This is a genomic window from Microcoleus sp. MOSTC5, assembly GCF_036701825.1.
Classification (GTDB): Bacteria; Cyanobacteriota; Cyanobacteriia; order Cyanobacteriales; family Microcoleaceae; genus Microcoleus; species Microcoleus asticus.
Genome location: NZ_JAUBRK010000104.1, coordinates 1 through 13468 on the forward strand (window position 1 = coordinate 1; position 13468 = coordinate 13468).

The 13468-nt window shown below is 44.8% G+C and carries 14 protein-coding genes; 10 read left to right on the forward strand and 4 right to left on the reverse strand.

Annotation, left to right across the window (positions count from 1 at the left end; translation table 11 throughout):
- Positions 1-124: 124 nt before the first annotated feature.
- The gene (locus QUA54_RS32195) at positions 125-637 is read right to left on the reverse strand and encodes a tyrosine-type recombinase/integrase (RefSeq protein WP_333418886.1); all 513 of its coding nucleotides are present in this window, start codon (positions 635-637) and stop codon (positions 125-127) included.
- Positions 638-819: 182 nt separating this feature from the next.
- Here QUA54_RS32195 and QUA54_RS32200 point away from each other — a divergent pair.
- Positions 820-1543, forward strand: a protein-coding gene (locus QUA54_RS32200) for an IS1 family transposase (RefSeq protein WP_333418862.1) whose coding sequence is annotated in 2 segments (ribosomal slippage) — positions 820-963 and positions 965-1543 — 723 coding nt in all. Because the reading frame shifts where the segments join, the coding sequence is not laid out codon by codon here.
- A gap of 101 nt (positions 1544-1644) precedes the next feature.
- Here the strand turns inward: QUA54_RS32200 and QUA54_RS32205 are convergent.
- The gene (locus QUA54_RS32205; protein WP_333418864.1) at positions 1645-2715 is read right to left on the reverse strand and encodes a hypothetical protein; all 1071 of its coding nucleotides are present in this window, start codon (positions 2713-2715) and stop codon (positions 1645-1647) included.
- A 725-nt stretch (positions 2716-3440) separates the two neighbouring features.
- Here QUA54_RS32205 and QUA54_RS32210 point away from each other — a divergent pair.
- A complete protein-coding gene (locus QUA54_RS32210) occupies positions 3441-3875 on the forward strand; it encodes a hypothetical protein (RefSeq protein ID WP_333418865.1) in 435 nt (144 codons plus the stop codon).
- A gap of 331 nt (positions 3876-4206) precedes the next feature.
- Here QUA54_RS32210 and QUA54_RS32215 read toward each other — a convergent pair whose 3' ends face one another.
- The gene (locus tag QUA54_RS32215) at positions 4207-4623 is read right to left on the reverse strand and encodes a hypothetical protein (RefSeq protein ID WP_333418867.1); all 417 of its coding nucleotides are present in this window, start codon (positions 4621-4623) and stop codon (positions 4207-4209) included.
- A 207-nt stretch (positions 4624-4830) separates the two neighbouring features.
- On the reverse strand, positions 4831-5715 hold the full coding sequence (locus tag QUA54_RS32220; protein WP_333418869.1) for a tyrosine-type recombinase/integrase: 885 nt from the start codon (positions 5713-5715) through the stop codon (positions 4831-4833).
- Between the two features lie 916 nt (positions 5716-6631).
- On the opposite strand from QUA54_RS32220, the gene QUA54_RS32225 reads away from it, so the two are divergent.
- The 8 genes from QUA54_RS32225 to QUA54_RS32260 all read left to right on the forward strand — a co-directional run bounded on the left by QUA54_RS32225 (position 6632) and on the right by QUA54_RS32260 (position 13152).
- Positions 6632-7054: a hypothetical protein gene (locus tag QUA54_RS32225; RefSeq protein ID WP_333418871.1), complete on the forward strand. Its 423-nt coding sequence runs from the start codon at positions 6632-6634 to the stop codon at positions 7052-7054.
- Positions 7051-7587, forward strand: a complete 537-nt coding sequence (locus QUA54_RS32230; protein ID WP_333418873.1) for a hypothetical protein — start codon at positions 7051-7053, stop codon at positions 7585-7587. Before QUA54_RS32225 ends, QUA54_RS32230 begins: the two co-directional genes overlap by 4 nt.
- Positions 7580-7852, forward strand: coding sequence for a hypothetical protein (locus tag QUA54_RS32235; RefSeq protein ID WP_333418875.1), 273 nt, complete (start codon positions 7580-7582; stop codon positions 7850-7852). The genes QUA54_RS32230 and QUA54_RS32235 overlap by 8 nt, the downstream gene beginning before the upstream one ends.
- A gap of 188 nt (positions 7853-8040) precedes the next feature.
- Positions 8041-8385, forward strand: a complete 345-nt coding sequence (locus QUA54_RS32240) for a hypothetical protein (RefSeq protein ID WP_333418877.1) — start codon at positions 8041-8043, stop codon at positions 8383-8385.
- Positions 8386-8863: 478 nt separating this feature from the next.
- The gene (locus QUA54_RS32245) at positions 8864-9046 is read left to right on the forward strand and encodes a hypothetical protein (RefSeq protein WP_333418879.1); all 183 of its coding nucleotides are present in this window, start codon (positions 8864-8866) and stop codon (positions 9044-9046) included.
- A gap of 31 nt (positions 9047-9077) precedes the next feature.
- Positions 9078-9320, forward strand: coding sequence for a hypothetical protein (locus tag QUA54_RS32250; protein WP_333418881.1), 243 nt, complete (start codon positions 9078-9080; stop codon positions 9318-9320).
- On the forward strand, positions 9320-12259 hold the full coding sequence (locus tag QUA54_RS32255; protein ID WP_333418882.1) for a DUF3854 domain-containing protein: 2940 nt from the start codon (positions 9320-9322) through the stop codon (positions 12257-12259). Before QUA54_RS32250 ends, QUA54_RS32255 begins: the two co-directional genes overlap by 1 nt.
- A 326-nt stretch (positions 12260-12585) precedes the next feature.
- Complete coding sequence (locus tag QUA54_RS32260) at positions 12586-13152, forward strand: hypothetical protein (protein WP_333418884.1); 567 nt, start codon at positions 12586-12588, stop codon at positions 13150-13152.
- Positions 13153-13468 lie beyond the last annotated feature (316 nt).

Below are 13468 nucleotides of genomic sequence, written 5' to 3' on the forward strand. Positions count from 1 at the left end.
TTCCTCAAGCAGCCACGCTCCCCCAAAAAGAAAAAACCACCTTTGATAGTGAACTCACGTCACCGTCATCTTTCTACCGCAAGGCTTCTAAACCAGGCTCAGCACTCACCTTGACAGGGCTGGTTCAAAACATCCCATCCAGCATTGCGGTGACATCCTGTTGGTCGCGCCCCCGGTTATCGTCGTATATCATGAGCGTGTTTAAATTCCTGTGCCTGCTGAGCTTCTGAACCTTCCGCACATCCCCATCTGTTGCGTCCAGCGCCGCTGTGATAGCGCTGTGCCTGATGCGGTGAGGGGACATCTGTTTTTTAATACCAGCTTTTTCGCTGTGGCGGACAACCATCTTGCAGATACCATCGCCACTAAGTCTGTGTCCGCTGTGGGCGGAGTCAAGTGCTATAAAAAGCGGGCTATCGGGCGCGTAACTTCCCCTTTCCTCCAACCAATTGTCGATCGCCTGCACTGTCGCAGAACCCAAATCGATCATCTCAGCTTGCGTACCGCGTCCCTTGCCAAGAATTCGCAAAGTCTTACAGACAGGATCAAAGTCACAAACACTAAACTGACTGATTTCATTTCGTCGCAGAGCATTACCCCACAGCAGGCGCAACAAAGCATAGTGGTAGTAATAAATATGTAGTGAATTTTAATTACACTAATTTAATACATAGGATATTTTTATAACTCACACAATCAAGTTTGGGGATTTTAATATTTTTTTATGCGCTCCAATGTATGTTGAGTTACACTTATGCTATTATAAGTGACTATTGCTGTCATCCTTGATATCTGCCAACATTAGTTTAGTTATTTAATATGCTATTATTAAGACCAAATTGCCCAGATTGTGGTTCAAATCGCATAGTTAAGAATGGTAGAATTCATAATAAAAAACCCAAATACAAATGTCAAACTTGTGGTCGCCAATTTGTCGAGAATCCGACTAACAAAGTAATGAGCTTCGGAAACAAAAAGTTTAATCGACCGACTTCTTTTGGAAAAGATTTCTTTGGCTGGTATAGCTAGAAGCACGGGTGTTTCTCAAAAATGGTTACAGGATTACGTAAATAATAAATATGCCTCAATCGAGCGCACAGTAAAGGTTAAACCTAAAAAAAAAGTCAGATTGAATGTTGAATGTGATGAACTGTGGTCATTTGTAGATTGTAAAGAAAACAAGCAATGGGTGTGGTTAGCAATGGATAGAGAAACCAGAGAAATTATTGGTGTTTATATTGGCGCTCGTAGCGAAGAAGGAGCCAAACAATTATGGAATTCTCTACCTCCTGTATATAGACAATGTGCTGTTTGCTATACAGATTTTTGGGCGGTATATGCTTGTATTTTTCCTTCGCTACGTCATCAGCCAGTTGGTAAAGACAGTGGAAAAACTAATCACATTGAAAGATTTAATAATACATTGCGCCAACGTGTTTGTCGTCTAGTAAGAAAGACTCTTTCATTTTCTAAAAAGTTAGAAAACCATATTGGTGCTATTTGGTATTTTATTCATCATTACAACTATGTTTTGAGCCAATAAATATCTAATCACTACATATTTATCACTACCAAAAATTAGGCAGTCATACAGTAGAGTTAGAATATTACTTAATAGAAATGAGAGCGGGCTAGTGTCGTTTTTTAGTCCTTTAAGTCACTCGTACTAGCGAGGTTATTCTCTGATGCTGAACCTACTACATTCATCGATTTAAGCGCCTCCTTCTCCATGCAGTCTTCCAACGCTAATATTGCTTTACCACGATTAACATAGTCCGCAGGATTGTTTCCAGAATGCTGAAAACCGATATTGTGCAAAAGTTCATGAAACATAACGCCAGCTACTCTTGCAGGAGAACTTTCAGCTAAATCATTCGTGTTGAAGCTTAAGGCTATCAATGATTTTAAATCCGTATCATCTTTGTATATAGCTGGTATTCGCAATCCACCCCTTCGCATAGCCGGGCTGAGCATGGTTTGTTTAATGATCGGTGCTGCCACGCTAAGCGGTTGTGAGTATGTAAATGCTCCAGAGGCATTGGCTCCAGGAGCAAGCGATTGTTGAAAGGCTCCAATAGCAATGTACTTTTGTTGTGACATTAAGTTGTCCACATCACTAACAAAAGAAGTTTCAACTACGCCAAGAAAAGGTTTGCTTTCAAATTGGCTTTGATACTTTGTAGGCACCTCTGTTGTGATTTTAGGAATAGCGCAGGAGTAAACATCTATTGATCTTTTCTGAAGGATGCGAGTCATTAATGTGACACCTGCATATAAATTTTCAAGATTTTGTCCAGCAATTAGAGAGTCAGATGTTGGGTGCATTCCAGGCCTACGGTTTAAGACGAAAAGATTGGTATCGACTCCTCCTAACTTCCATTGATAGAAAAACTTTGCCTTCGCATGATTCTGATAATTACCATACTTACTCCATAATTTTTGGTTGCCTGCCCTGCTCAAATCTGCAAATACAGGTGCATTTTTGCATCCTAAAGCAACTGTTTCTGGAAAACGTGTTTGTGGATGTGGGATTTTAGTTAAACACAAGTCTGCAGATGTAGATCCAGCAAGATTGAAATCAGGGTTTTTTGGGTTGGTGCTAGGTGGTTTGGGAGGAGCAGATACGAAATCTATTAATCCCCGATCAGAGGCTAATCCTTTTGAAGTTTTTTCTAGCCCTAACCCTGAAAGTAATACAACTACAAGGCTTAGCAAAACCAGGACTGAGCGCTTCAGAAACTTTTTTTTTTTTGCATATTCAAAAAAGCGAAAGGCTTAAAATGATATTAAGCGATATACCACAAAGACGAGCGAGATTAAAATCACTTTAAAGTTTTAGATTTAAAGCAATCTCGTTCTTAAAATGAGGTCTATTTAGGAGGAGGACAAGCATCCTTGTATGTTATGAACTATTTAGAGTTGCAGAGTAACTCGTTACCATCAGGACAATTAAAGAATAACTATCAGAAGTAAAATTCTGCCAAAATCTTAATCTTATTTTTATATTCTCAATGCAGACAGCTCTATCTGTTTGTTGCTAGCTACACAAAAACCCCAACGCCACAGAATCACTTGAAGGTTTCTGGCTTTAAACATTGCACTTGTTTGTAAGTCATCAGTTTTTCTCCTCAATCACCTTACTATTACCTTTATGGGACTTTTGCAAAAGTTTTTTGACCTAATCATACGTTTTTTCAGCAACGACCCACGTCCTAAGCTGCCAAATTGTAGTTTCCCCGCCTAAAAGCCCTACCGGGATTTTGTCGACGGCTGCTAAATTTTTGCTGAAATGAAAAAAATCGATTTCAGATCGACGGAATAATAGCCGCCACCCTCCTTAACTGCTACCAGGAATCAAGAAACCGTGTGTCACGCGCTTGACACTGTTGGGCATGACTGTTATGGTAAATGAAACGCTTGACACAAGTGATTCATTTGTTATGCCAAACCCTAAAGGACACGAAGACTCAATCAAAGACTCCCGCTTTAAAGCTGCTTGGCAGAGTGGCCCAACTCGCACCATTCGGGTTCCGATCGCCCTGGCTGACGCTACTCTAAATTATGCCCGACAACTTGACAACAAAGTCGAACCGCGTGACACAGCAGATAAACGTAGTGGTTCCGAAGTAGAAAATAAACAGCCTCAATCGCGTGACACAAGCGGTTTAACTGATGAAGTTAAACGATTAAAGAGTGAATGTAAGCGACTTCAAAATTTAGTGAGTGACATGAGGATTGAGCTGTACCATACCCGACGCCCTGAAATTGAGCTACCAGAGGCTGCTGACTTGTTAAACAGGCTGAAAGCCAAGCGTAAGAAATCAGCGACAACACTCGCAGACATTGAGGCAATTTTGGAGATGATTGAAGAGTAAACCCCAAAAAGGAATTAGAAATCTATACCCCGATTCATCCCGGAGATATGCTGAGATAATTTCTATGGCGTTAAGCGTCAAAAACCACCTAAAACCCTATCAGGGATTGAAACTCCTTCGTTACTTACTGCATTACTGTAAACCTCCACTAAAGCCCTAAAACGTTAGCAGGGATTAAAACTTGACGCATTTTGATTCCGGTTGATTCGTTTTGATTCGGTTTTTTTGACTAAAAAGACTAGCCGACCCTCTGTTAGCGGTTGCCGAAGGTGATCGCCTGCTGCGACAAGTATGGGTTCTGTTTCCATAAAGCAGAGTTAAAATACTTATTCTATCGTTCAAAAAATCGGTCGTTTGAAGATGTCTTATGCAGCAACTGGTTGTAAACGGGAACAGTATCTGCAAAAATTTCGAGTCGAATCGTGTTTCGGTCACCCCTTTGGAATGTGACAAGGTACAAAGTCTCTGTTCTTTCCTCATCGAATGGATATTGTGGTCGATCTACAGTTCCTCTTACTTCAAATCCTGAAGCGTTAATTTTTTTGCCGTTAACTCGGTTGATTCCTTTAAGGACATAAGCTCCGGGTTCCCAACGAGAAAGCTTAATTGTCCATTCCTCGGAGGCAAATACGCCCGTTAAAAGTGGACAATTGTTAGTTTCTTCATAGCCAATTACCGAGAGCTTGCAAGGTTGAGCTTGTGTTATATTAACAGGCTGTGATAAGGCGATAACTAATGGAATAAACATAGGATTTTAGATGAAACTATTAGAAGTATAGCAAAACCATTTGAGATGTAAACAATCGATTCAATCATCACAAGCGTTTCAGGTTGTTCTACATTCACGACTCAAATAGACTTGCTATATATATGATAAATATGGATAGTTTAGATCGATCAGTTTTGGGCTGTCTTTTTCTCAACGCCTTCCACTTAGATCGCATCCTATCGCCCGCTAAGTTATCAGATACAGACCACTAGAATCATTGGGTTTCGCGTGCAGATACCTGCTAGTTGTAGCAATCGACGCATGGCCCAAAGTTTGAGACAGTAAGTGAATCGGCGCTCCCCGGTTGAGAGCGTGGGAAGCGTGGCAATGGCGCAACCAATGGGCGCTAGTCTTCTCAGAAATTCCAGCGCGTTTAGCAGCTTCCTTGACCAGGTGCGTTACAGAAATCCTGTGCAAGCGACCACCGTTGGTAGCTTTCCGACTCCTAAAAATCGGCTCAGAATTCCCCGCACTTCCTCTGCTGTTCAGAATTGCCAGATACAGAGACGCAGGAAGTAGAACCACGCGAGTCTTGTCGCCCTTGCCATAAATCAAAAGTTGTCCACTTTCACCATTAGGAGTCAAGTCCTCCCAGTTCAAATCGCACAATTCCGAAGCCCGGAGTCCAGCGTAGTAAAAGGTTTTGAGAATCAACTTGTTGCGATCGCACGGCTCTAGAGCAATCATCATCATCACTTCGAGTTCAGAGAGGATTTTCTGCGAGAGTGTATCCTTCGGCTTTGGCGTAGTCAGGGCAGCAGCAGCGTTAACCGGGATAAGCCCGGTGCGGTGAGCGAAAGATAGTAGACTTTTCACAACAGATATATAGGTGCGACGGGAGGAAGGGGATAGCTCCTTTCCTTCCAACGTATCAGAGAAGCTTTGAAAATCTTGCAGAGTAAGCCACTGAAGGGGTTTATCAATGGTAGTTAGCAACAAATTGGCGACACGACGGTAGAGAGCCGCCGTGTCTTTAGACTTGCCGTGAACCCACAAATCAATAAGTTGGTCGGTGGCAGTACCGGGAGCAATGACTTGTGGGGCGGGTGGATTTGAAACTGCGAGAGTCATTTTGGGCATGACTGAATATTACATTATCAGGGTTATGTCATATTCAAATATTCTAAAATGCCCGATCCTTTTAGAGAGGGAGCGGGTTACTGCGACTCACTAACTGGCGACCGGCCGGTCGAACTCTGTGACCAGGGCTTTCAACCTCCGAGCTATATTGGCTTTAGTGCCACGTGCATCCGTGCCTTTCAACTTGGCGAGCGAGCGCAACGATGGCAACGGCATTTTGTTTAGGACTTGCTGAATATCCCCCTCCTGTAGCGCCTGCTCAATATTGTCTCCGTGTAAAAGTTCTGGCTCGGTCGGTGCAGTAGCTGTAACTTGAACCTTAACCACTGTATTGGTTTTATCCGGGCGGGGGGCATACGGTGTAGTTGGTGCTGGCGCGGGTGCTGTGGCTGTGGCGATCGGCTATGTGTACTACTATAGGCTCCTATAATTTACCAGTTACGGGGTTACATAAAAGTAGGATATATGGGAAAATGCAGACAGGGCAACGCTTGTGTCAAAGTTTGTCAAAAGTGGCATAAGAGGGACTTGCTTTTCCATAAGTTACATATATACACGGGCGTGCGGATGCGTATACACGGGCGAGTGCGTGGATGTGGACAACCAAATACGGATGGCTTATACAACCTTTTAAGTAGAATAAAATACGTAATCTACTACCGTTGGGACGCTTGAAACGGTAGTCTATTAAAAGGGTTATATAAACGAATTAGGAGATACCTAACGTAGAATAAGATATGTAATCTGCTACCGTTAGGACGCTTGAAACGGTAGTCTATTAAAAGGGTTATATAAACGAATTAGGAGATACCCAACGTAGAATAAGATATGTAATCTGCTACCGTTAGGACGCTTGAAGCAGTAGCATAATAGGAGGGTTGTATAAACGAATTAGGAGATACCCAACATGGCACAACAATCAATCCCAGCGGTATCACAAGGAGTAGTTAAGCTACCCGACGGAAGGACGTTTAATCTTGAATCTACAGAAGGCGCTGAGTGGCTCGATTCCTCTACTTCTTTTAGGTTTGAGTCCTCTCATGGCAGCAAACCTTTCACCGCCCGCAGGCAAGAAACGAGAGGTATAGGCTACTGGTATGGTAGTAGAAAGGTAGAGGGGCGGGTACATAAAAAGTACATAGGCAAAGCTGAAGGGTTAACTATCGCTCGGTTGGAGAGAGTGGCAGAAGAGTTAACTAATGTGGAACCTAAAGAGGTAGGAGAAAGAGAGTATAAGACGGTAGGAGATAACGCACCTAACGGTCGCCTAGATGCTCTTGAGGTACGGTTGCGGGCAATGGAGGAACTGCTGGGAAAAGTCTCGGCTTGAGTGTTTCTGAATCAGCAGCGCTCAAGCCTGACACGGTGGTAGAAACAGAGTTGTCTAACGAATTAGGCAACCTGAGAGCAGAGAACGAAAAACTGAAGCAAGATTTAACAACCGAGCACGAGAATTACTCTGCGCTTCTCAGTGCTAATAAGCGGGTAAAGGATGACCTTGAACAAGAATTAGCAGAAGCCCGCGCGGACTACGCCCTGCTTCTAGAATCTAGTACCACAGTGGCGGATAATCTGCGAGAGGATATTCGGCAATTGCGATCGCAACTCGAAGCCGAACAGGCCGTTCGCCAGCAAGTCCAAGCTGAACTCTCCGACCTGGAAAAACGACTGGATGCTGCCGAACGGAAGCCCGCACCAGAAATGGAGTTATCAGACAAAGCCGGTAAAGTTGCCAGCTTCTTTAAAACTCTGCTAGCCAAAGATACCAAGCTGGTCAAAGATATAAAGCAAGATAAAGACGTAAAGCTACCCAAGGATACTATCTCGAAAATTGAGGAGATTTTAGGAGGTGGCGATGGATAAATTGGATGAGTATAAATGGTGGGGAAAACCCGGCGAACCTCCCCAAAATCTCAAAATCAAAAAGCAGCTCGCAGAACTGGGTTTATCGCCCCTAAAAGCAGTCGGAATTATCAGGGCGCAAAAGTACGACGTTTTGCTCTATGACCCCGATAACCCAGAATCTTGCCGCCCAAAAAGAAAACCGACAGAAAAGCAGCCAACGGAAGCAAAGCCAGCAACAGCAGCGAAAGCTAAGCGGGGTAAAGCAAGTAAAGGCGCTAGTTAATGTTTAGTAACCGTCTAGCATTAAATTTTCGCAATTCAACCCAAACCATACCGATCGCCATTCCTTGACCTTTATTACAAAGAAGTAAATTAACAGGGACGATCGGCTAGACCGAATAGAAGCAATCCTTGCCGCCACCGGTGTTCAGCAACAGGCAAATACGGCCGCCATTGACCGACTGACTAATCGTGTTGACCGGATTGCGGTGCAGCAACAGGCAAACACGCTCGGCGATCGGGCGGCTGTCCGTTCAAACCAGCGCCAACACCGCAGCCATTGACCGACTGACAGAGCGCGTTGACAACATTGCGGTACAACACCAGGTCAGCAGCGAACTACTCGATCGTTTAGTAGATCGGGTAGTTCGCATGGTTTCAGCAATTGGGAGCCATCAAGAAGCGCTGAGGCTGATTTCTCAGCAGCACAACGAATGGCGGGAGCAAATGCGAATCATTCAGACCGAAATTCGCGACATCTGGCAGTACCTCAACAACCAGCTCCGAAACCGTGGCAACGGCGGCGGGCAAAACTGAAGCGGCTGCCGATCGAGCGCGGGTGTGGGGAATTTAGGGGCGATCGGCTTCTTAACTTGTTTGTTATAAAAATTCACTAAACTTGAGAACTTACCGAAAGCAAACAATCCTTTAACTGCCTATATGTGTGCTTTCGAGCGAACTTTCTCACGGGCTAAAGTTACTTCATAGAAGATAGTGAGCTACTATAAGTTTTTTTGAAAAAAGCCAAAAAAAACTTATAAAGTTAAAGGATTTCAATTGTCATTCGGGATTTTGAAAGAACCTACTCTATCAAAGTATTTTTTTTTTTTTCTTACTACGTAATAATTACACCGATAATTTGAAGTAGTTGAAAAGGGGAAAAGCTGTTATGCTACCTTCAATTCATCAATTAAATTTTTATTTTGCTCTCTCGCCAGAGTTGATTCAAATGCTGAACGAATATTCTGCATTTCTTGAAGGATGTATTTCGATCTGTCTTTGTTAAGGAGGCTTTATGGATTTACCGGGCGTCATCTCGACCGACACCTGGAATCAGACGCCCAAAAGCAATTTCAACAAAAAGATGCGCTGGGAGCATAAAGCTCTCAGCGCATCTTTTTGTTATACAATCTATTTAACTTTTGTCGTGCGTCCGTGGAAAGAACACGACAAGGTTCGTTGGAGCTACCACAACTAATCAGCCTCCTATGGAGAGGCCAACTACCCTTATGATGCCATACCTTGTAATAAAAATAAAGCGCCATTTTAGCGTTGCTTTGCCGATTAATGCTGTCGGCAGCGGTTCGATCGCAGGTTCCCCGAATTCTGACACCGCCCCTAGCTTTCATAGCTTCCAAAAGTCTTCAAACAAGGGCTTTAACTCAATTTCACAAGAATTTCCGCAAAATACGACAACTAACCGTGGATTTTCTGCTGTTGGTTTTGAAGCTGTGATCGGGGGTGCGGTGTAATGGTTGCACAATTACCTCAAGTATCACTGAAGATTTCTCCCCTACACCTGGCAGAATGGGTTAAAGAGTCGGGCGTCAGTGAGGCGATCACCCGATTAAACGTTCAATCCCTCACGGATCGCACCATTATCGGCCGTCGGCTCGGATGGAAAAAGTATCTTGACAAGAATCCCCTCGGTTGGTGGGTGTCCGGACTTGACTTAAGCACAATGAAGCTTCAAAGCTTCGGACAGTTCAAGCCTGATGAACCTGTTGTGTTGTCGGCAGAGGATGAGGACGGCGCAAAATATATCACTGCAAAAGGAGGGTACGATGCGATCGCACTTCAGCACACAGAGAAAGATTTTTGGCAGCGGGTTTTAGATGACCCGTCTATCCCAGTCCCCCCAGCAGAAGGCACAAAAAAAGCAGGGGCGCTTATGACCTGCGGATATGCCTCGCTCGCAGTTTGTGGCGTAGAAATGGGACTGAGAAAGGGTAAGCTCGTTCCCAACTTGGCAGCCGTAGCAGTGCAAGGGCGGCCGATACCGTTAGTCTTTGATATGGATATCCTGCACAAAAAAGAAGTGCAGCTCGCTTTGAAAAAGTTGGCTACAGTTCTTGTACAGCGAGGGTGTATCGTAACGGTTGCAATGTGGAATCCTGAACTGGGTGTAAAAATAGACGACGTAAAGGCAAACCACGGCCCGGAGATGGTGAAAAAGATTATGGCTGATGCAATCCCTTACTCTCAATGGCTCAAAAATCTAGAAGCTCAAATGGGAGAGTCTGGCAAAAACAAGAGCAATAAGAAGGCTAGCTCCAAACCCCCTAGTGCACGTAAAATCGCTGCTAAAATAGCCGAACAGTACGCCTCAAGCTGGAAATTTGATGACGAACAAAAAACGTGGCGAATTTGGACGGGCAAGCATTGGGAGAAAACAGGAATCGGAGCATTTACCAGCTTACTCAAAACTACGTTAGATGCGAGAAATATAAACTACACCGGAAGTGCGTACATTGAGGATGTTCGGAAATTGCTAGAGTACGATTTACGTCAAGTTCGTTGGCAAACGTGGGACGTGATTCGATACATCAGTTTCAAGAATTGCGTCTTAGATACTCACACTGGCTCGACCTTACAACATTCACCAGGCATGGGATTTACGGCGTTTTTGCCCTACGAATACAAGCCCCTAGAAGGCGATTTAAGCAATGCTCTAGAAGCGCTGCGAGTAAATTGTCCTTCTATTAACAAGTTCTTCCGCACGGCGATGCAGGATGACGAGCGCAAGATTTTCAAGCTCTTAGCAATTACTAACGGGATAATCAAGCGGCGCTTTCATGATTTGCAGATGTTTGTACATTTTGCTGGCGCCCCTGGCGGTGGCAAGGGGACAACCGCCCGATTGATGCAGAAAGTAGTAGGTAGAGACAATTTTAAAGGCTGCCAATTGGAGCGGCTTAGTGACGGGAGTACAAGGGCCTCAGTAGTTGATAAGCAGCTAGTAGTTTTCCCAGACGAAAGGAAGCCAGTAGGTATTGATTCAATACTTAGCTTTACAGGTGGCGATGTGATTAGTTACCGAGAATTGCACACACCAGCCGCTGATGCTTTCTTTTATGGGTGCTTCCTCATCTGCTCGAATAAGCCGATTTTTGTAGGTGACACCACTGGGCTAGACCGTCGCTTGTGTTTGGTTCATTTTGACAACCCTATCCCTACCGAGAAACACAACCACGCCTTTGAGGATGAATTTGATGCTGAAATACCTGCCCTTATTGCTATTGCCCTCTCATTGCCTGATTTTGCCGTCACCCAAGCAATACGCGGTAAGGGGGCTAGCCAGATTGTTGAATTCAAAGCTAAAGAATGGGAGATGAAAGTCGAAACAAGCTCAGTAGCAGCCTTTTTTGATGCAGAACTGGTACTCGACCCTGCTAGTAATGTTCCTGTTGGGAAGCTCTACGACGCTTATAAATGCTTCTGTGAAGATGGCGGATTGTCAAAATTTAGCATCGTAAAATTTCCCCGATTGCTCGCTGATCTCTTGGCAGATGAAAAGTTATCCCCCAAACGTCATCAGGGACGAGTTGCATATTTTGAGGGACTGAGGATAAGACGTGCAGAAGACTCTCACCCAACACACTCTCAAACCTTGGCTGATGCTGCGGGAGTTGATGCGGGAGTTAGCGGGAGTTTAGCGGGAGTTGGTGTGGGAGTTAAACCCTTACCAGATATACATCAGCGGGAGTTGCGGGAGTTAGACACTAAAGTTTTGGCGAAAAACGAAAATGATGATTGTTTGCTAGGTGCCGAGGAAAGCGAAAACGATGATTGCTCACAAAATGAGGGAAAAAGTAATTTAGAAATAGATTTACCCCTCGCAACTCCCGCAACTCCCGCTAACCCTTTACCAATGGGGAACATAACTCCCGCACCAACTCCCGCTAAACTGGTGCAGAGTACCCTCCAAACTCCCGCACAACTCAACGAAGATGAGCGTGACCTGGTGGAAATGATTCGGATAGCAACGGCAGAACCCGACCCCGAATCTGCACGACGGGCAGCGGCCGACATCTTGCCAATTCTTAAAGATGTCTGTGCCAACGGAGCTGCAAATCGTGAGAAAGTTTGGGCCGCGCTGACCGATTCGGAGCGAGCGAGATTCTCGGAACTGACGACGAAGCCGATCAGCAACAACTCCCAGGAACCGGAACTCCCCCAACCAGTGCCAGAGCCAGAAATTATCGCCCCCGCCGATGCCGAAAAACTGCGAGAAATCGCAATTGTTTGGTGGCCGGAACTCTATCCCGCACAAATGCAAAGTTTGCTTGCCCAGATGTACGCATGGGGTGCACCGGGGGCTCTGTATGACGCGGCCACCATCACTGCCTGGTTAGCGGGGGAAGACGCTGTTACCCGCAAGCGGATATCCGAACTGATGCAGCGCCGTTAGACCTTATGACAGAGTAATAAAAACAGTGCAACCCGTTTGATAAGGGTTGCGCTGCTGCACCGATGGAGTGACAATTGTCGCAGGCGACGCATCCGGTTGCGTATGTTTTTTGCGACTAGAAGGAATTGCTGAGTAGGCGTTGCTGATTCACGGTAGAAATAAACTTTTCGTTTGATGTTACAAAACTCACTCTACTTGGCTTATAGCCATTCCGAAAACTTGAATTCATACCTGTATTCAGCAACGCCTAATAAAGGAGATCGCGCACGCAATACTTGCAGAGGTCAAGATTTAGCTGAATAACCTTTAACCCCTAAGATTGAAGGATGAACTTGGAGGCAAGCCTGCTTATGTCTTGGTGGAAAAAACCATTAATTGCTATGACGGTTTTACTGGCTACAGGATTCAGCTATCCAGCAACCGAGGATTCAACCTCAGCACAAGGCGAGATATCGCACATCCAGACTATCGCATTCGCTGAATGGAAATTACTATCGCCAAAAGAAGAGCAATTTTCAATCCTAATGCCCATCGGAAACATCGAAAAAAACTTAATGGGGAATGGAACCAAAAAAGATTACACAGTCCGCACAGAGCAAGAAGCTTTCAGCGTACTCTTGTGGGATATGTCAGCAAAAGTGAGGGGAAACGAGGCGAACCTACTAGCCGACATAGCGGCGAAACCACAATCGAATTATAGGCTTATTAGCCAACGAAAATTTGCGTTGAACGGCAATCCGGGAATTGAACTAAATTACACCAGCGAGAAATATCCAAATCAGAAGCTAATAAAGCGCTGCATCATTGCACAAGGAACCTTGTATCTAATCATCGTGGTGTCAGACTCGCCAACCCGAGCCAAAACTTTCCTGGATTCGTTTCGGTTAAAGTGAGTTTCGGCAGCAGTGAAAATACAACTCCCCAGAGTGATCGGGATTTAGGTCACTGAATCAGTATCCGATGTCAGGATTTAACTGAATTTATGAAGTACAGCGTACAAACCGGAATCGGGGCAGGCACGGGGGTGCTGCCCCTAAAACCGAGTTGTTTGTACTTCACGAACCTGCAAAAGTGCAGTAATAATCAAGTTTCAGCATCATCTTCAAATGAAATCACCCTCAACGGTTCCACAATTGGTTCGGGCAGAATTCCGGCCGAGAGCGACTGCAACGCTTCCAAAGCCGGAGCCACCTTCTGAGAAGGAGTGCG